The organism is Pontiella desulfatans, from assembly GCF_900890425.1.
GTDB lineage: Bacteria > Verrucomicrobiota > Kiritimatiellia > Kiritimatiellales > Pontiellaceae > Pontiella > Pontiella desulfatans.
In genome coordinates, this window is record NZ_CAAHFG010000001.1 from 720,397 (window position 1) to 741,598 (window position 21,202).

Annotated in this window: 11 protein-coding genes; all 11 read left to right on the plus strand. The window is 53.6% G+C overall.

Translation table 11 applies throughout. From position 1 onward, the window contains the following. Positions 1–19: 19 nt before the first annotated feature. The gene (locus E9954_RS02665) at positions 20–2,905 is read left to right on the plus strand and encodes a glycoside hydrolase family 2 protein (RefSeq protein ID WP_136077693.1); all 2,886 of its coding nucleotides are present in this window, start codon (positions 20–22) and stop codon (positions 2,903–2,905) included. Continuing rightward, positions 2,906–5,179: a family 78 glycoside hydrolase catalytic domain gene (locus E9954_RS02670; RefSeq protein WP_136077694.1), complete on the plus strand. Its 2,274-nt coding sequence runs from the start codon at positions 2,906–2,908 to the stop codon at positions 5,177–5,179. 198 nt (positions 5,180–5,377) lie between these two features. Then, the gene (locus E9954_RS02675; protein WP_246046714.1) at positions 5,378–7,690 is read left to right on the plus strand and encodes a glycoside hydrolase family 16 protein; all 2,313 of its coding nucleotides are present in this window, start codon (positions 5,378–5,380) and stop codon (positions 7,688–7,690) included. A 49-nt stretch (positions 7,691–7,739) separates the two neighbouring features. Beyond that, complete coding sequence (locus E9954_RS02680; protein ID WP_136077696.1) at positions 7,740–10,421, plus strand: glycoside hydrolase family 2 protein; 2,682 nt, start codon at positions 7,740–7,742, stop codon at positions 10,419–10,421. 19 nt (positions 10,422–10,440) lie between these two features. Next, complete coding sequence (locus E9954_RS02685) at positions 10,441–12,015, plus strand: sulfatase family protein (protein ID WP_136077697.1); 1,575 nt, start codon at positions 10,441–10,443, stop codon at positions 12,013–12,015. Between the two features lie 35 nt (positions 12,016–12,050). Then, a complete protein-coding gene (locus E9954_RS02690) occupies positions 12,051–13,904 on the plus strand; it encodes a sulfatase-like hydrolase/transferase (protein WP_168441912.1) in 1,854 nt (617 codons plus the stop codon). Next, positions 13,901–15,364 (plus strand): arylsulfatase, encoded by a 1,464-nt coding sequence (locus tag E9954_RS02695; RefSeq protein WP_222847030.1) that lies wholly within the window; start codon positions 13,901–13,903, stop codon positions 15,362–15,364. The genes E9954_RS02690 and E9954_RS02695 overlap by 4 nt, the downstream gene beginning before the upstream one ends. Beyond that, on the plus strand, positions 15,361–16,983 hold the full coding sequence (locus E9954_RS02700) for a sulfatase (RefSeq protein ID WP_168441913.1): 1,623 nt from the start codon (positions 15,361–15,363) through the stop codon (positions 16,981–16,983). The genes E9954_RS02695 and E9954_RS02700 overlap by 4 nt, the downstream gene beginning before the upstream one ends. Positions 16,984–17,026: 43 nt before the next feature. After that, entirely contained in the window at positions 17,027–18,568 is a 1,542-nt protein-coding gene (locus E9954_RS02705) for a right-handed parallel beta-helix repeat-containing protein (RefSeq protein ID WP_168441914.1), read from the plus strand. A 36-nt stretch (positions 18,569–18,604) separates the two neighbouring features. Beyond that, positions 18,605–20,170: a sialate O-acetylesterase gene (locus tag E9954_RS02710; protein WP_222847031.1), complete on the plus strand. Its 1,566-nt coding sequence runs from the start codon at positions 18,605–18,607 to the stop codon at positions 20,168–20,170. Positions 20,171–20,229: 59 nt separating this feature from the next. Next, the gene (locus tag E9954_RS02715) at positions 20,230–21,135 is read left to right on the plus strand and encodes an alpha/beta hydrolase (RefSeq protein WP_136077701.1); all 906 of its coding nucleotides are present in this window, start codon (positions 20,230–20,232) and stop codon (positions 21,133–21,135) included. The last annotated feature ends 67 nt before the right edge of the window (positions 21,136–21,202 follow it).

Below are 21,202 nucleotides of genomic sequence, written 5' to 3' on the forward strand. Positions count from 1 at the left end.
TTTAAGAAAGGAACGAGATATGAAAGTGATAATTACAATGGTGGTTCTACTGGCTTTCTCGATGGCGGGGCATGCCGGCTTGCGTGATGTTCAGTCTCTGGACGGGGAGTGGAATATTGTTTTTGATGAAGCCAATGAAGGACGTCAAGCTGCGTGGCATGTGCAGGAGACCTTCAACGAGCTGGAATCCCGCCCGATTCAGGTGCCGAGCTGCTGGGAAGAAATTGAGCAGGATTATGAAGGGGTCGCCACCTATGGTAAAACCTTCAAGGTTTCCAGGGACTGGAAAGGAAAGACCGTTCGCCTGCAGTTCGATGCCGTGAACTATATCGCTGAAGTCTGGCTGAATGATCATTGTGTCGGTCGCCATGAAGGCGGCTATGGTCCGTTCGAGTTTCAGGTGGATGACCTGCTGAAATTCGGGCAAGAGAACTTTCTCTCGCTGCGTGTGGTGGGACCCATTGTGACGCGGGAAGATCTGGTGATCGACGGTCTGGGGAAGAACGATGCCCCGCATTGGCGAGGTGCCATTGTCGGCGGCATCTGGCAGTCAGTGCGCCTGGTGGCTTCCGGCTCGGTAACGGTCGACGATCTCTTTGTGATTCCTCAACTTAAGGATGATACGGCCCGGGTGCAGCTGCAACTGGAGAACACGGATACGAAACGCGGGGATGCCCGGGTTTCGGTAAGCGTTTCCGATGAAAACGGCGTGGTTGCCGAAAAAAGCAAGAAGCTCAAACTGCTGCCTGGAAAAAATAAAGCGGACTGGACGCTGCAGATTCCGGATGCAAAATACTGGTCGCCCGATGCGCCGAACCTTTACACCGTTTCGGTAACGGTAGAGGGCTCTGATGCGGAGACGGTCCGGTTTGGTATGCGTGAGCTGACGGTCAAGGACAAGGAGTTTGTACTGAACGGCAAGCCGATCTATATCAAGGCCGCTTTCTTTGAAGGGCTCTATCCGACCAGGCTGGCGTTGCCGGACAATCGCGAAATGGCGATTCGGGAAATCCAGCTGGCGAAGGATGCCGGCTTTAACATGATCCGTCCGTGGCGCAAGCCGCCCCCGCCGGAATGGCTCGATCTATGCGATGAAATGGGGGTGCTGGTCATCGGCGGACTGCCGATCGAATGCATGCGCCAGTGGCCGACGGTGACGCCGGAAATGCCGCGCCGCATTGAAAACGAAGTGCGCACCGCGATCCTGCGCGACCGCAACCGCGCCTGCATTGTGCAGTGGGAAATCTTTAATGAAATCTGGCGCAAGGAACTCAAGCGCATGAAGCATCCGATGTCGATGCTGGCGCGCGAGCTGGATCCTTCGCGTATGATCCTGGACGAGTCGGGCGGATTCGCGGACGGTGCAAACATTTATCTTCCCTACGAAGTGGAGCCGGTAAAGTTTAACGACATTCACATGTATCTGGGTGCTCCGCTCAACGACAAAACCTATGCCCAGATTCTGGCACTGGGTATGACGGACGCTGAAATGCAGGCGCTGGGCTATGAACCGGATGAGTTGAAAAATAAGCATGCCCACGCGGGTCTGATGTCGCTGGTTTCGGAAATTGGTTACGGCAGCATTCCGGATGTGGTGGACAATAACCGTCGGTTCCGCGAGAAGGGGAATCCACTGGTTCCGCCGTACCGCTATCATCAGATGCTGGAAGAAACCACCGCTGCCGTTTTGAAAGAGAGCGGACTCGATGCGATTTATCCTGATGTGCAGCAGTTCTGCATTGAGCAGCAGAAGATCCATTCCGATGTTAATAAACGGATGGTGGAAGCGATTCGTTCCAATCCAATGGTGCGGGGCTACTGTGTACACGCGCTGACCGGTGGGGACTGGGTGCTGGGCGCCGGTCTGCTGGATCTTTGGCGCAATCCGAAGGCGTCCTACTATGGAACCAAAGAGGCCAATGCGCCCCGTTATCTTGCGGTTCGTGTGATGCCTCGTAATATCTATGCAGGGCAGCCTGCCAAGGTGACCGTGACCGGAATCAACGATCTGGATGCCGTGGACGGTAAGTTGGAAGTCAGGTTGCTGGATGCCGATGGCAAGGTGGTTAAAAAATGGAAACACAAGGTGGAGCTGGCCGGCGGCATATCCGGCCTGCTGGAAGAAGCGCTGGATGCTTCGAAGCTTTCGGGGGCTTATAAAGCGGAAGTCAAACTGACCGGAAAGAGCGGCGTGATGGCGCAGAACACCTTCGGGTTTAATGTGTTCGGAGCGGCGGATCTTCAAGTTCCCTCCGCAAAAATTGCGGTGCTGGATTCGACGGATGCACTGACCCCCTTCCTGAAAGGTCGGGGCATTGCATTTGTTGAATTTGATGAAACAACGCCGAAGTCGATGCCGGTTTATGTCGTGGACAATGTGGCGAATACCAAGCCGTTGAAGGCAACCTTCCGGGCGTTGGAAAATTTTGTAAAGCAGGGCGGTACGGCCGTGTATCTGCAGGCGATGCTCCGTCCGGGAAATATCTACTGGAGCGGAAAGCTGCCGTCAGACGAAGTGCTGCCGATCAAAAAGGGCAAGAAGCATGCGCTCGGTTTATGGGTCGGCGTTTCGCATATCGTAACGGACCATCCCGTTTTTGCCGGCCTTCCCGTGAATACGATGATGGGGCAGGAATATGAAAATGTCTGGTCGCCTTATGTACTCAGTGATATGGGCAATGACCTGATTGTCGGTTCCGTCAGTTATGGATTCTATGCCGGCGATAAAACCCATATGCAGAGTTATATCGGTCCGGAGCCGGCCTTCTACGGCATGGACATGGGGATCGTAAAGCATGGTGACGGGCGCTATGTGCTCAGCACCCTGCGCCTGATTGAAAACCTCGGCTCCGATCCGGTGGCCGACAAGATTCTCTTCAACCTGATTAACTGGACGGCCAGATAAATGAAGTTGCAAGCCTGTTTACTGTTTCTCTGCTGCGCATTATCCGCTGTTGCAACAACAGATTGGAAGGCGCAGTGGATCTGGATGCCGGAGGCGGAAACCTCCGACATGATGCTGGCGCGAAAGACCTTCGACCTTTCAGAGGTTCCGGGCAATGCGTCACTGTCCATTACGGCTGGGTCGAGGTATGAACTGTTTGTGAATGGAAACTCCGTTGCGCAGGGGCCGGCCCGATGCGCTCCGCACGATCAGTCGTACGACGTGCATGCGCTATCCCATGTTCTTCAGGTCGGAAAAAATGTGATTGCGGTGCGGGTGCATCATCAGCGCGATACCGTTTCATACTATAATGCAACCCGGGGAGGGCTGTTGGCACAGCTGGACGGACTGGAGGTGCAGACGGATTCGAGCTGGCGGGTTTCCGCGGATAATAGCTGGAACCGTTCATCGCCGGTCATGGCCCGGTTTCATTATGAAGTTTGTGACGATGTCGACCTGCGGAATATTCCCAATGACTGGAACACCGCCGAGTTTGATGACAGCGGGTGGGAAACTGCACGCGTGCTGCAACGTGAGACCGGTTGGCCGAGCCCGCAGGCGAACGAGCAACCCGGCCATCTGATACCGCCTTGGACCTCCTTGGAGGAACGGGAACTTCCGTATTTGAAAACCCGCATCGTCGATGGCGGTACGCCGCTGGCCGAGCCGGTGCCGGTTCCCTCGGCCAAAGGACGTCCGGTAAAAGTCTATGATCTGGGTGAAGTCTGTTATGGCAATCCGATGCTGGAGCTCCGGGCCAAAGCGGGAACGGAGGTTGAAGTGATATGCGCACCGTATCTTCTCGATGGCAAAATCAAGTCGCCGATTGCGGCCTCCAGATACATTGACCGGATCATCTGTTCCGGAGAGCGGGATCAGTGGACAGCGTTTTATGCGAAACCGGTTCGCTGGCTGGCGGTGGTGGGCGACGTTGAGGTTCATTATGCCGGCGTTCGCTGCGCAGATTATCCTTTCGAAGAGCAAGGAACTTTCCAATGTCCGGAAAAACCGGAACTCGAGGCAATATGGAAGGCGTCGGCAAAAACGGTGAAGGTCTGCACGTCGGATGCCTATACCGATAACTACCGGGAGCGGCGTCAGTATGCACAGACCGCCTGGTATGCGTGTTTGGGGAACTATGCTGTCTTTGGTGACACCGCGCTGCAACGCCGGTATCTGGTTCAGATTGCTCAGGAGCAACTGCCGAATGGGATTATGCCGGCCTATGCCCCGTACCATGGCGGCGACTTTATGGTGATTCTGGATTCCAACTGTTTCTGGATTCGGGGACTGCATCAGTATCTGCTTTATTCGGGAGATGATCAGACGGTGCGTGATCTATTGCCGGCCGCCCGCCGATTGATGGGGCTGCTCAGCAGTTATTCCCATGAATCCGAATTGATCGAGAGCCCTCCATACCCTTATTGGCTGGACCATGCGGTACAGGACCGGCGCGGTGCGAATTTCTGCCTTAATGCGCATTATCTGGGTGCGGTTGAGGATTTTGCACAGGTGCTGAATTGGCTGGCTGAACCGGATGCCGGGCTCTATACCGATCGCGCGGTGCAGATGCGTGAGGGGTTGAAAGAATTCTGGGACGCCGAGCGGCAGGCGTTCGCCGATGCGTCGATAAATGGTGAACGCTCTACGTTGTTCAGCGAACATGCCGATGCAATGGCGCTGGCTATGAAAATTGCAACACCGGAACAGTCCGTTGCTGTTGCTTCCCGCATCCTGCAGGCCGGGAAGAGTGATTTTGTAAAACATACCGACGGGACCACCATGGTGACTCCCGCCATGTCCTATTTCCTGCACACCGGGCTGTGCGAAGCCGGGAAAACGGTAGAATCTATGGCCTTACTGCAGGAGCGGTTCAAGCATATGCTGGAGCCCGGAACAAACGGCACCTTGTGGGAAGAGTGGTGGCTGGATGCCACCGGGCGCTCGGGCACGCTAAGGCCGTTTCCTGCCGGCCGAAGCGATGCTCAGACGGAAAGTGCATTTCCACCGGCTTTGTTTGTCCGCTACCTGTTGGGCATAGAGCCGGTCGCCCCGGGCATGCGGAAGGTGCTGATTCATCCGGTACCCGCCGGGCTCAATTGCAAGGGGGCGATTCCGACTCCGTCCGGATTGCTGGAAGTGGAATGGAACGGTTCGGAGGTGACGGTATCGGCTCCGCATGGAATTGATGTTCAGCTCGCGCCGGAATGTCCCGAAGGAACGATTTTGAATTAACTCAAGGTGGAGGGACGATGTTCTCATCGTCCGCAGACAGCGGGGACGCTGTCCCTCCAGCAGGCAGTGTTTAATCGCCGGAGCAGCAGGATGAAGAAGCAGGATGAAATTATATAGGTCCCAGAACATCGGAAGAATGGATTTTCGATGATCTAATTTTATGGAGGCAGGATGATGCGCGGGATATTTTTATGCTTGATGGTGCTAACAGTCGGATTAAGGGCGCATGGCGGATGGACTGAACTGACCAATGACGATTTTGAATCGGGTTTCGGTAGCTGGGTGGACGGAGGTAACGATGCTGCTTTATCAGCCACGCATGCCATCGGGACGCAGTGCCTGAATCTGCAGGATAATTCAGGCGCCGCTTCCTCAGCATGGTTGAGCAGCAGTCTGGATCTGCAGACCTATGCCCGGCTGAAGGTCGAGTTCACCTGTGTGACGGTCGATTTCAGCGGGGTGGAGAATTTTCTGGTGGAATTCAGTGAGGACGGCGGTTCCTCCTGGGAGATCGCCGGGGATTATGTACATGGAACGGACTTCAGCAACGGGGTCCGCGAAAACCCGGTTCTGACCATTACGGATACAACGTATAACTTTACCTCCAATGTGAACATCCGCATCCGCTGCGATGCCGGTGGCAACAATAAAGATGTCTTTATTGATAACGTGGTTCTCTCCGCTGATGTCGGTGATTCAGATGCGGATGGGCTGCCGGATACGTGGGAGGTGGAGCAGTTCGGGAACCTGACCGCCAGTGACGGGGGCAACGATAACTATGACGGCGATCCCAGTTCCGATCTGGAAGAGTGTGCAGCCGGAACCAGTGCAACCAATCCTGCATCGTTTTTCCATACACCGTTGACCCTTACCGGCAGCGGAACCTTTGATGTGTCCATAGACACTGTTTCCAACCGCACCTATGTGCTGGAAGTCAGCGACGAGCTCTCCCCCTCAAACGACTGGACCTATTCGGAATCGATTGGGCCCATCTTGAGCAATCGTACCGTAACACTCAGCGGTGAAGCTCCTGGAATAACTCAGGCTCAGACCGTGATCGGATCCTGGTATGCATTTGATGCCAACACCTCCCGGCACACTGAAGCGGCGGACACCAATGCAACGGGGTGGGCTGCAAGCCTGATCACCAGCACGTTGGGATCCGATACAACGAATACGTGGCAGTCTAACGACTTAATAGCCGGCGATACCGGCCCGGTTGTTCCGGACACGGGGGATTCCGGCCTGCGTTCCAATGCCGCCAATGAGAACAACAAGACCATAACATTTACGTTTACCAACACCAGCGGCATGGATATCGCTCTGAGTGCATTCCACTACGACTACAGGAAAGAGGCATTTGGCGAGGATTTGTCAAATCAGACCGAAGATTGGGCCAACATTGATCTCATCGCGATATCCAATGTTACAGGAGCTGCCGACGGTTCCATCGTACATTCCCGTGCCATCGGAACGGGCAATTATGCATGGCTTGATGTAGATGCTTCTTTGGCGGGGCTGTCGATTGCGAATGGCGCCACCGCAAGCTTCGAGCTGTACCTGACTCTGACGATCGCAAACAGTGGAACAAAGCCTGGTTGGGGCAGGAATGCGAAATTCGACAATCTTGCCATGGTGGGCAGCAAGGTGTCCGGTGATCCCGACAGCCTTTTCGGAAGGGTGCAGGTTTCTGAAGCACGTTTCGAAGATCCATCCGCCCGGTATGTACCGGGCGGCTATTCCTTTGTCTGGGGGGACCACTTCGGAAACAATGCCCTGGATCCGGATAAATGGTTTGTCGGAATGCGCGATCCGGTTTCGGGAAACCTTATCCCGGGTGCGGACGGCGACTATCTGTTGAATAATAAATATGCCGGCTATGTAACCGAGGAAGACTCGTTTGTGGAAGAGGGTTCGCTGATCCTCCGAAACCAGAAGCGCAGCTATTCCGGGACCAGCCCTGCCGGAACCTATCAGTATACCTCGGGGTGGGTTGCGTCGATGCACCGCGGCCACCTCAATAAAGGCTATATCGAAGTCCGGGCTAAATTTCCGGCGGGCGATAAGGTCTGGCCGGCCATCTGGCTGGTGGCTGAAGATCTCGTGTGGGGCCCGGAATGGGATCTGTGGGAATATTTCGGCTACCGCGAAGACGTCGGATACGACAACATGGGCATGCATCTGATGACGGGCTATGAACAGCAGGGCAATTTGTGGCCGGACCAGGATCCTGCCAGGTGGAATACAGGGTGGAGTAAGCCGTTCGATACCCTTTATGATGCCGAAGCATGGCACATCTACGGCTGGGAGTGGACCGATACCGATGCCAAGTGGTATATCGACGGAAACCTTGTCCGGACCCTGGACAGAAGCTCATCGATCGATCCTGCTGCCTGGCCGGATGAAGAGATGTACATCATCCTCAACAACGGCGTGCGAACCGCGTCGCCCGACACCACGACCACCTGGCCGAACAGGTTACAGATCGACTATATCGAGGTCTATCAGTGATCCATGGCTGAGTAGGTGAAGGTGCGGGCTTTTTTAAGGAGATAGGATTATGCGCAGAATAATTTTTTACTTGCTGGTATTAACAGTTGGATTAAGGGCCGAGGAGTTTCGCCCGGAATTCTCGACCGCCGGTTTTTTCCAGACCGACGCAACGGTGCGGGAAGCGATTAATTTCAATGTCGGTTGGCGCTTTATCAAGCACGATGTTCCGGGCGCGGAAGCCGCCGGGTTTGATGATAAGGATTGGGCGGTGGTAAATCTGCCCGATGGCATGGAGCTGCTGCCGTTGGCGGCAAGCGGTGGCGTCAACTATCAGGGGCCGTCGTGGTACCGCAAGCACTTCAAGGTCGATGCGGCGCTTGAAGGGAAAAAGGTCATGATTCATTTTGAGGGAATCATGGGTAAAGCGAAAATCTGGGTCAACGGCCATCTGGTTAAGGAAAATTTCGGAGGCTATTTCCCTGTCCATCTGGACGTGACCGGGCATTTGAAATACGGGCAGGACAATGTGATCGCCGTGCGTGCGGACAACAGCAACGACTCGGATTATCCGCCGGGAAAGCCGCAGGAATCACTGGACTTTACCTACTTTGGCGGGATTTACCGTGACGTCTGGTTCATTACCCATAACGATGTTTATGTCACGCACCCGCTGGCCGTGGACAAGGTTGCGGGCGGAGGGGTCTTTGTGCATTACGAGGATGTGTCGGAAAAATCCGCGCAGGTTTTTGTGGATGTTGATGTGGCTAACGACGGACCGGAACAAAACGTCCAGGTTCAGTTGGAGCTGAAAGATAAAAATGGAAAAACCGCCGCATCCGGAAAAACGGAGCTCGCACTTGCATTCCAGGGGTCGAAAAAAACATCCATGGCATTTAATGTGGAAAAACCCCGGCTTTGGAAGCCGGATCAACCGCATCTTTATAACCTTTTTGTGACGATCAAAGATCCTTCCGGCAACGTGCTCGACACCTTCCGTAACCGCATCGGCATCCGAACCATCGAGATGCGCGGCCCGGAGGGATTGTTCCTCAATGGGAAACCGTATCCGCAAAAATTGATCGGAGCCAACCGCCATCAGGACTTTGCCCACATCGGTCATGCCCTGCCTAACAACCTGCACTGGCGCGATGCGCTGAAGCTGCGACAAACCGGAATGCGCGTGATGCGTTCGGCGCACTACATCCAGGATCCTGCGTTTATGGATGCCTGTGACGAGCTGGGTCTTTTTATTGTGACCGCCATCCCCGGCTGGCAGTTCTGGAATGAAAAACCCATATTCATGGAGCGGATGCTGAAAGATGTACGCAATCTCGTCCGCCTGGAGCGCAACCGCCCTTCGGTGCTTTTGTGGGAGATGATTCCCAACGAGACGCATTTCCCCGATGAATTTGCCAGCCGCTCTGCGGAGGCGACTGCGGAGGAGTATCCCTATCCCGGCTGCTATACCGCCACGGATGCGCGGACCCACCGGACGAAATCGCAGCATTATTTTGATGTGCTGTATGCCAACGATATGGTTCCGGAGCACCCGGACAAGAGCATCTTTAAACGCGAGTGGGGTGACTTTGTGGATAACTGGGTCGACCACAATTCCATTAGCCGCGTGGCCAAGCAGTGGGGCGAAGTGCCGCAGATCCGCCAGTCGATGCACTACTTCAGCGAAGAGTGGGTGGATGACGGGCAAGAGAACGAGTGGCCCTCCATGACCATGGTGTATGGTTCAAGTCCGTCGATGTTCGGAGCGACGCTCTGGCACTCCTTTGATCACCAGCGTGGATATCACCCCGATCCCTTCTGGGGCGGGATTATGGATGCTTACCGCCAGCCGAAGTTTTCGTATTACCTGTTTAAAAGCCTGCTGCCGACCAGCGGGCTTGAGCATGTTCCGCTGGTTCAGGCCGAGCCGTTTGTTTACATCGCGCATTTGATGACCCCTTTCTCTCCTGAGGATGTGATCGTTTTTACCAATTGCGAAGAGGTTAAACTGACCCTGTATGGAAAAGAGGTCGGGGTGAAGAAGGCTACCGCCGAGAACAGCCCGGTGCCGCGCGTGCCCGTGGTTTTTGAAAACGTTTTCCGCCATGTGGATGCCAGAAACAAAAACAAGAAAGGGTATGGAAAAATCGACCAGGAATTTGTTGATGGTGCCATGATGAAGGCCGAGGGGCTGATTGACGGAAAGATTGCCGCCGAGCACATACGCTGGCCGGTCGGTCGAAAACGCAGGTTGGTATTGAAGGTGGACGACTCCGAGATCCAACCGGTTGCGGACGGCAGTGACATTACCCCGGTGGTGGCCTATCTGGTCGACGCAGGCGGTGCTGTAAAACGCCTGAGTGATGAATATATCCGTTTCAGTATTGAAGGAGAAGGGGAGCTGGTTGGCGGAGCGGAACATGGAATCAACCCGCAAAAGCTGCTCTGGGGCGAAGCCGTGGCGCTGGTTCGTTCGGGGATTAATCCCGGAACCATTAGGATCAGAGCCGACGTGCTGAAGGATGGCATCAATGGGCCAGACAGCGCTGAGATTGAGTTCAGTACCACCGTGTCCGCACAACCGCTGCTTTACCAGGAGCTGCCGGACAATGGCCAGGCCAAGGCTTCTGTCTTTATCGACGAAAGCGCGGAGTTGAAGAAACTACGAGAACAGTTGCGCAACACACAGAAGCAGTTGCAGGAATACCGGCTGAATGAAGTCGGCCGGCAGCAACAGGATTTTATACAATAAGCGGCATGCGGATTAAGTGATGAGATTTTTTATTTCCCCTATTATTTTTGTCGGCCTGTCCTTGGGGATAGTTGCCGCGGAAAAACCGAATGTTGTGGTGATTATCGCCGACGATTTGGGGTATGCCGATATGTCGTTTCTGCCTCAGGCTCCGGCCGATGTGAAACGGTTCGGCACGCCCGGGCTGGATAAGCTGGCTCGAACGGGAACCTACTTTAAAAACGGCTATGGCACCTCTCCGATCTGCAGTCCGTCGCGTGCCGGTCTGATTACGGGGCGCTATCAGCAACGGTGGGGCAATTATTCCTATAACGAGGGCGGCTTGCCTTTAGCGGAGCAGACCATACCTGAAGCACTGTTGAAGGCGGGATATACAACGGCAAAATACGGCAAGACGCATTTAAACGGCGGACCTAAGAAATATCCAACCCGGCACGGGTTTGAAGAGTCGCTGGGATTTATGTTCCATACATGGGATTACATCCGGCTGAGCCAGAAAGATGTTGAGGCCTATCAGCAGCGAGACGGGTTTAAGGGTAATTTCGGTTGTCAGGTCGTTGGACCGCTACTGAAGGCAACAGCCTTGGGAACGAAGCCGGAAGCGTATGAAAAGGTTTCTTTTGAAAACAGTTTCAGCACAAAGATCTTCACCGATAAGGCGGTTGAATACATCAGGAAGAAAAAGTCGGGCCGCCCTTTTTATCTTCACATCGCCTACAACGCCGTCCATATGCCGACTTATGTTGTCGATAAAAAATGGGCGGAGAAGGTTGGCGCACGTTATGTGGAATGGAACCGTGATGCCGAAGAATGGGGCTATCCGTATTGGGAGCCTAATCGTGAAACCCATCAGTTGTTTCATAAGAAATGGGGGCACATGGGTGAGATTGATAAAGATGGCCGCCGTGCTTATCTTTCGAATCTGCTCGCGCTCGACTTTGGAGTGTCTCAAATCCTGACGGCCCTGGAGCAGACCGGACAACGGGAAAACACCATCGTCTTCTTTATCTCGGACAATGGCGGAACCATCAACACCTATGCCAATAATGCTCCGCTGCGTGGTTATAAATATATGCTGGGCGAAGGCGGCATCCGGGTGCCCTTCATCGTTTCCATGCCTGGATCCCTGCCTCAGAATGTGGTGAATGAAAAAGCGATCATCTCTACGATGGATATCTTCCCGACCATTCTTGATTTAGCCGGGGAAGACATTCCCGGAAATCTGGATGGCAGGAGCCTGCTGCCGGTCCTTATGGGGGAAAGGGAAGATCATCACCCGTATCTGGCCTGGGCGCTGAACCGTGACCGCTGGGTGCTGCGGATGGGCCCATGGAAGCTGACCAACGGGGCTGGCTGGCGGCACCGTGATTTCGAGTTTAATGAGCAGGGCGATGTGGTTGGGGCCGCAAAGGATTTCACCTACTCGAATGAGCCGCAGTTGTTCAACCTGGAAAACGATATCGGTGAAACCGCCAACCTGATCGATCAATACCCCGAAGTCGTTGCTGAAATGAGGGAACAGTATCGCAATTGGGATCAGCAAATGCCCGGGCCATTGACGCCTGAAGGAAAACCGAAAAAGAAAAAGAAGTGAATGGAAAAGCTACCATGGCTATCGAGAGGATTCGAATGAAGATAATTGTTATGATGTACGTGACCTTGTCGGTTTTAGTGCTCGGTTCGCTGGCCGCCGAAAAACCCAATATCCTGTGGATTTATGCTGAAGATACATCGCCGTGGATAGGATGTTATGGCGATGAAATCAATGCTGGGAAAACACCGAATATTGATTCCATGGCCGATGCCGGCGTTCTTTTCACGCGGGCGTTTGTTCCGGCACCGGTCTGTTCCGCAACGCGTTCGGCTCTGATGGTCGGGCAAAATTCCATCCGCTTCGGGGGGCACGAACATCGCTCTTCGCGGGGCGGTACCAAAATCCACCTTCCGGACGGATATAAGCTGCTGCCGCAGATTATGCAGGAGCATGGATACACCACCTTCAATAACGGGAAAACGGATTATAACTATATCTGGGATCAGGGTGCCTACAGCTACACATCCAAAAGTAAAGCCGACTTCTCGGACCTGATTAACCGTCAGCCCTTTTTCGGGCAGATTCAAACGAAGGGCGGTAAAAACAATACGTCAAAGTTTCCGGAGGCAAGGAAGGTAAAGTCCTCCGGGGTCACGGTTCCGGCCGATTATCCGGATAATACGATCTTCCGCGATGTCGTTGCGCAGCATTATGACGCCATCCGGATGGATGATGACCTGATCGGTGCAATCCTCAACGGCCTGAAAGAGGCCGGGCTGGCCGAAAAAACGATTGTCGTCTATTTTTCCGATCACGGAGCCAATAATCTGCTGCGGCATAAACAGATGACGACGGAAGGCGGTTTGCATGTACCGTTTGTTGTTCTGGGGCCGGAAAACTATGTGCCGAAGAAAACGGTGCGGAACGATCTGGTGGATATGCTGGATCTGACGGCCACCACATTGGCGTGGGCGGGAATCGAGCAACCGTCCTGGTATGAAGGGCAGAATCTGTTTGCGGACGATTTTGAGGAACGTTCCTTCGTCGGTGCGCAGAAAGACCGGCTGGATCACACGATTGACCGGGTTCGTTCCATTCGCACCGACCAATACCGCTACGTCCGGAATTATAAGCTGGACCGCATCTTCCTTCAGCCGCAGTACCGGGATCGTAAAAACTATACGCAGAATCTGCATCAGCTCTACCGGGAAGGGAAACTCTCGGCCCGGCATAAAGCGATCTATTTCGGGGAGCGCCCGGCCGAGGAGCTCTATGAGGTGTCCATCGATCCCTGCATGATGCAGGACCTCGCCGGAGATCCGGCCTTTGCCGGTGAACTGATACGCCACCGAAACCTGATGGACACATGGTTGGCCGTGGGGGATCTCGGAGCAGGAGAAGAGTCGGTTGAAACCCTGAAATTCAATGGCGAGAATCAGAAGTGGGGCGAGGGCGTTAATGTTGAATATGAAACGGTTCGCCCAGACAGCGATGGAGACGGGCTCTCGGACAAGTGGGAAAAGCTGAACAACCGCGATCCGAACGATGGCCTGCTGCTTTTTGAATTTGATTGCGGAGGCTGGCAGACTGAAGGCTGGGACTCGGATGACATAAAGTCAAACCTGGCTGGTTATCTCGGCTATCTTGAATTTGCGTTGGATGAAAACCATGGAACCATCCGGAGAAAGGGCCTGAAAATTACTGCATCAGAGAGTGATGAGGCGCTTGTAATAAAACTCCGCACCGATGCCGATCTTGAAATCAGCGCTTCCGCCAATGGTAGAGAAATCGGCGGCGGAACACTTCAGGGGAATAACGAATTCGGTTCCGTGAAAATCGGTTTGGACCCATCCACCTGGAGTGGTTCCATCCAGACGCTGGAAATTATGTTTACTGGTGCTGCCGGAGCAGCGGTTGAGATTGATTCGATTAAGGTGGAAAGAGAATGAACAATAAACTAGCTAAACATCTGGCGATGGGTTCGGTGCTGGGCGCTTTGGTAACGTTCGGTATGGCCTCAGAAAAGCCGAATGTGATTTATATCCTGGCGGATGATCTTGGGTATGGAGAGGTCGGCTACAACGGCCAGAAAATGATACAAACGCCGGAACTGGATGCGATGGCGGCGGCCGGAATGAAGTTTACGGCCCATTATTGCGGCAATGCGGTCTGCGCGCCGACGCGCTGCTCATTGATGACCGGGCTGCATCCGGGCCATGCCTACATTCGCGCGAACAGTCCGGGTTATCCGAACGGTCAGACGCCGTTGCCGGAGGGAATGGAAACGGTGGCCACACTGGCGAAACGTGCGGGGTATACCACGGCGATCATCGGTAAGTGGGGGCTGGGCGGCGTGCTCGAGGATGTGCCGAACCCAGTGCTGAACAGCGGCCATCCCAACAAGCAGGGCTTCGATCACTTTTTCGGCTATCTCGACCAGCGCAAGGCGCACAACTATTATCCGGATCATCTCTGGCGTAACAGCGAGTTTGTGAAGCTGGATAATCCGGGTGGGGCCTGGGGAAAAGGCAACAAAGACTACAGCCACGACCTGATGACGGAAGAGGCGGTCAACTGGATCACGACCAATAAGGACAAACCGATGTTCCTGTATCTGGCCTATTGCATTCCGCATACCCATTGGCAGGTGCCTGAACTGGGTCAGTATGAAGATAAAGATTGGCCGGAAGAAAAATTTAAAATCCAGGCGGCGATGGTGTCGCGTATGGACCGCGATATCGGCCGGATCAAACGGCTGCTGGAGGAGTTGGGCATCGCGGAAAATACGCTGATCATGTTCAACTCCGATAATGGAGCGCATGGCCAGGGCGGTACGCGCGAGTTTTTCGATACCACAGCTGGGCTGAAGGGTAAAAAGCGCCAAATGACCGAGGGTGGCGTGCGTTCCCCGATGTTGGCCTACTGGCCGGGTAACGTTCCCGCCGGCACCAGCTCGGACCATATTTCGGCCTTCTGGGATATTCTTCCAACCCTGGCGGAGCTGACCGGAGAAAAGATTTCGGGCCGCACCGATGGAATATCCATGCTGCCTGAACTGTTGGGAAAACCGGAAAAACAGCAGAAGCATAACTATCTCTATTGGGAACTGTATGAAGGGCGCCCCAATTGCGGGGTGCGCATGGGCAAGTGGAAGGGGATTGCTCTGGATCGTCGGAAGGGCATGAATATCGAGCTGTATGATCTGGAGGCGGATGAAACCGAACAGGTGAATGTGGCGCATGAACATCCGGAAGTGGTGGAGCGCATTCGCGAAGCCATGCTGGAAGCCCACGAGCCGAGCCCGTTCTGGGACAAAGACAACCGTCCGCTCTATAATGCAAAGGCCGCATGTGCATTGAACGACGTGAACTATGTGCCTCGAAAACCCAAAGCAAAAAAGAAGAAATGAAAATAATGAACCGGATTAATTTATGCGTTGTTTTGGCAGTAAGTATTTTGGCTTCTGCCGAGGCAAAACCGCGTCCGAATGTGGTGCTGATTGTCTGCGACGACCTGAATGATTATATCACCGGAATTCCCGGGCAGACGGGGCATTCGCAGAGTTTGACCCCGAATGTGGAAAAGCTGGCGAGATCGGGCGTGGCCTTCCGCCGGGCCTACAGCAACAATCCGGTCTGTGCACCGTCGAGGTCGAGCTTCCTGACGGGGATCTATCCGCATACGTCCGGCAATCTGTTCTGGAGCAAGTGGTATGAAAACGATGTGCTGAAAAATTCCAATACCTTGATGGAGCATTTCAGGAACAACGGATATCACGTGGCCGGAACGGGGAAACTGATGCACCATCACTGGCCTGAATCGTGGAGCGGCGGGGAGTACAAAAACAAGACCGACTATGGCCCCTACTGGTTTAACGGTGAGAAGCGGTGGTCGCACCCATCGGTTCCGGAACCCTTTGCCGGCATCGGTCCTATCGACGGTTCGTTTGCCCCGCTGGGTCCGAAACCGGACGGAGTGCCGGAGAATGCCGGCTGGAAATATGGCTGGGGCAAAGAGCAACCTCTTGATTTTTCTGACTCTGAATCACGTGCGCTGACTCCTGATGAACTGAATGCGGCATGGGCGGTTAAAAAGATCGGCGAGTTCGGGCGGCAGAAGGGATCCGACCCATTCTTCCTCGCCGTGGGATTTGTCCGTCCGCATACTCCGTTGCATGTGCCTCAGGAATATTTTGACCGGTTTCCGATGGATGAAATCAACCTGCCGGAAATCAAGGAGAATGATGCAGCCGATACGCATTATAAGGACATATTTGATCCGGAGCAGAAAGGATTGCGCTACTACCGCACCTTGCTTGAATCGTATGATGGCGATAAAGAACAGGCGCTGAAAAAGTTTACACAGGCCTATCTGGCATGTGTCGCTGCAGTGGATGACTGCATCGGCCAGGTGGTCGGTGCAATAGATAACAGTCCGCTCAAAGACAACACCATCATTGTGGTCACCAGCGATCATGGCTGGCAGATGGGGCAGAAGGAATATCTCTTTAAAAATTCGCCATGGGAAGAGAGCCTGCGCATTCCCTTTATTGTACGTGCGCCGGGGATTGCAAAGCCCGGCGGCATAGCAGAGCATCCAATTTCGCTGATTGATCTATATCCCACGCTGGTTGATCTGTGTGGATTGGAGGGGGATACCAGTAAGAACAATCGGGGCGCCAAGCTAGATGGGTACAGCGTACGTTCGTTTCTGGAAGATCCCGTCAGTGGAAAATGGGAGGGCCCGGAAGGCGCACTTTCGATGATCTACGGTGAGTTGAACAACAGTATTCCTGCCGGTAAAGACGATGATCTTGAGAGCCAGGTCTGGACATATCGAACCGAACGCTGGCGCTACATTCGCTACAACGACGGAGTGGAAGAGCTCTATGATCATGAGAATGATCCGCGCGAGTGGCACAACCTTGCTGGAAATCCTGAATATGCTTCTGTTAAAAAGAAACTGAATGCATTTATGCCATCGCAAGAGGAACCGGGTACGCGGACGAAGGAAGCCGCTGGAAAGTAATTTGCTGTTAATTTATGAACGTAACAATAAAAAGGAATTCACGATGAAAAATCTGTTTTATGCCGCCATTTTCTCTTTGTTTTCGGTCTCTGTTTACGCCGAAAACCAAACCTATTATGTGAATAGCGATATCGGGAATGATGCAAACCCCGGAACCTCCCGTGCGAACCCCTGGGCCAGCCTGGAGAAGGTGAACTCCGTGACGTTTGAGCCCGGCGACCGGATTCTGTTCCAGGCCGGGTCGGTGTATAAGGGGCAGTTGAAGCTGAAGGGTTCGGGAGCAGAAGGCAGTCCGATCGTGATCGATATGTACGGCGTCGGTGGCAAGCCGCGCATTGATGGGGAAGGCAAGGTGCTCGATACCGTTTTGCTGGAAAACGTTGAGTACTGGGAAGTCAATAATCTCGAAATTACCAACCTGGGTCCCGAACGCCGGGAATGGCAGACGGGTATCAAGGCCTGGGCCAACAGCTATGGAACGATCCATCATATCCAGTTTAAAAACCTGTATGTTCATGATGTGAACGGGCATCTAAAGAAAGATGTCGAAGGCTGCGGGATCTTTGCTCAGGCTTCAGGAGATAAATTCTCAAATTTTGATGGGCTTCTTGTTGAAGACTGCCATGTGGTCCGTACGGATCGAAACGGCATCTGCATGAGCAGCGACTTTACGAATCGATCGAAAAACTGGTTCCCGAGTTATAATGTCGTGATGCGCGGCAATCTGGTCGAGGACTGCGGCGGCGACGGTATCAAGCCGTGGGGAACAGTTGGCTGTGTGGTCGAATATAATACCGTGCACTATGCAAGACAGCGCTGCGACGGATACGCGGTGGGCATCTGGCCGTGGAGTGCGGATAACACCCTGATTCAATATAATGAAGTATCGCACACCAAAGGCGCGGTTGACGGGCAGGGATTTGACTCGGACTACAACTGCAACAACACGACCTTCCAGTATAACTACAGCCATGATAACGATGGCGGGTTTATGCTCATGTGCACCCCGACGCCGGATGAAGATAATATTGGATGCAACGGAACGGTTGTACGCTATAACATCAGCCAGAATGATATGCAGCGCATCTTCCAGATCAACGGGCGCGTAAAAGACACGCAGGTTTACAATAATATTATCTACACCAGAAAGGAACTGAATGTTCCTCTCGTGCTGGCGGTTAATATTGACGGGGACTACGCCCAGAATCTGAGCTTCTATAACAATATTTTCTACACCGATGGAACTATGCGTTATTCGCACTCAACAAAATGGCTTCCAAAAGGGTTGCACCGCCATGCGCCGGGTCTGGCCAAAATGGATGTGATCTTCTCCAACAACGCCTACTTTGGTAACCACGAGAACCGGCCTGAAGATAAACATGCGATCACGGACGATCCGATGCTGGTAAATCCCGGCAGCGGTGGAAACGGACTCGATTCCCTGGACGGTTATAAATTGAAAGCCGGCTCGCCGTGCATCGCGACCGGCAAAGCCATCGCCGAATCCGGCGTGCTGGATTTCTGGGGGAACAAGCTGGATGGTGGAAAGCCTTCGATCGGCGTACACGAACCGAAATCCCATTGATCTTCCGCAAGGGTCGCCAACTATAGGAGCAGCAAGATGAAGAGGGTTACGCCAAGCCGGCAGTTGATCGTTTTTGTGCGAATTACAGTGATGCTTTTGACCTGCTTATCCATGCAGGCTTTTGCCGAGGTCCATCTCCCCAATATGTTTAGCGATCATATGATACTGCAACGGGAGCAGGAAAATCCTGTTTGGGGAACGGATCGGCCCAACCAAAAAATAGAGGTGTCCATCGCGGGAGAATCTGTTTCGACGGTTGCGGATGCTGAAGGGAAATGGCGCGTCCGGCTTCCGGCGCTTCCTGCGGGTGGCCCCCATGCCATTAAGGTTGCGGGGAGCAGTACCACGACGATTAAAGACGTCCTGGTTGGAGAGGTGTGGTTCTGCTCGGGACAATCCAATATGCAATGGCCGGTCGAAAAAACGTATGGGGCGGACGTTGAAATTGCTGCGGCAAATCAACCGAAAATCCGCCTGCTAAGTGTGACGCAGCACGGAACGAGTATTCCCCAGGATGATATAAAAGGTCAATGGCAGGTGTGCTCTCCGCAAACGGTGTCGGAATTTTCGGCGGTGGGATATTATTATGGCCAATTCCTGCACCAGGCCCTGGGGGTGCCGGTGGGGTTGATTGATAATTCGTGGGGCGGGTCAACGGCAGAAGCATGGCTTCCGCGCAGTGCGCTTGAGGCTTCCGGCGACTATGACGAGATGCTGGAACTCTGGGATGAGCAGGTCGAAAATTTTGATCCGGCGGAATTTGAAGCTTATAAAAAGAGATACCAGGCGTGGGCAAAGGGGGGATACAAGGGCCCGGCCATGGAATGGTACCGAACGGTTCATCCCGTCAACGGGCAGATCACGCCGGCTAATATATACAACGGAATGGTGCATCCCTTGAAAGGTTATGGGATCCGTGGTGTGATCTGGTATCAGGGGGAATCCAACCGGGCGCGGGCTGAACAGTACAGACAGCTTTTTCCAACCCTGGTGGAACAGTGGCGCAAGGAATGGAATCAGGGCGACTTCCCGTTCTATTGGGTGCAGCTGGCCGATTTCGGGAAAGAAATAGACGAACCGGCCGATGACGAGTGGGCTGAGCTTCGTGAAGCACAAACCATCGCTTTTGATGAGCTGTCGAATGCGGGCCAGACCGTGATCATTGATCTGGGGGAAGGGCGCGATATCCATCCCCGCAATAAAAAAACCGTCGCCAGCCGTCTGGCGCGCTGGCCGCTGGCCAATGACTACGGGTTCGATATGGCGTGCCAGAGCCCGAGGTACAAGGCGATGGAAATCGTCGGCAGCAAGGTGCGCATTACACTCGATCATGTCAGTGCAGAGGGACTCTGGAGCTTTGATACCCATGAAGTGATCGGTTTCAGCATCTCGGGCGCGGACAAGGAATTTGTCTGGGCCAAAGCGAGAATCATCGATGGGTCAACAGTCGAAATCTGGAGCGATACGGTGGAAAAACCTGTCGCAGTCCGTTACGGCTGGGCGCAAAACCCGAAGGTGAACCTGTTTGATCGCAATGGACTACCGCTTACCCCTTTTCGTACCGATGATTGGCCGATGCTTTCGTCTGGACGGGTTAAATAGTTCGGACCATTTCATAGGCACCGTATTTTTCTGAAATTTGAAGGCTATGGTATAGTTAAATGACTATGAAGATTGCTTTGATTACTATGTTGGGATTGACCATCTTTTCGGCACTTGCCGCAGGTAAATCTCGTGGCAGGCCTCCTATGGCGGCCATTGATGTTCCGGTTGATGTCAGTTATACCGTTCATCAATACCGTGAAGGGGCGTTTCCCCGCGCGGGGCAGGTGGGTATTGCCGTTGCAAAGGAGCATTTGGATAAAGATAATACACTTCCGGTCGTCGTATTTATTCATGGCGGAGGCTGGGCGAAAGGTGACAAAGATCAGTTGGCCTGGCAATGTATTCGCTATGCTCAGAAAGGGTATGTTGCGGCAACAGTTTCGTATCGCCTGATTGATGAGGCCCCTTTTCCTGCCTGCATTCAGGATGTGATGGAGGCGATCCGATATATCAAATCCATCTGCCCGGAAATTTCAGGCGATCCGGATAATATCGGTTTGCAGGGATATTCCGCCGGGGCCCATTTGGCTCTCATGATTGCGCTGGCCTCCGATGAAGAGACGTTTCATTCCGGCGCTTATGCTGAATATGACTCCTCAGTGAAATGTGCCTTTGTAATCTCTGCTCCTACAGATTTTCCGGAGCGGAAGAACAGGGGCGAAGCCTTAACGCAGCTCCACGAGCAGCAAAGAGGCGATTCGGAATTTTTACGACGCGTTTCACCGGTTGAGCATGTCGTTGCGGACCAGGTCCCGATCCTGATGGTACATGGAACGAACGATGAACTGGTCCCGTCGTTCCATTACGAACATTTTAAAATCCGCTGCAGTGAAGCCGGCGTCGAGAATTTTAAGCTGATCACCGAGCCCGGGGGCGGGCACATGTTTTTCTTTAAAGAGCGAAAAACCTATCAACCGATCATGGATGCTTTTTTTCGGGAGCATCTAGGGCCTGCTAATTAGGCCTCTATTAGCTCGAAAAGTGCCGCGTTGCAAAGCTTGCAGAACAGACTTAGCGCGTACGGCGGGA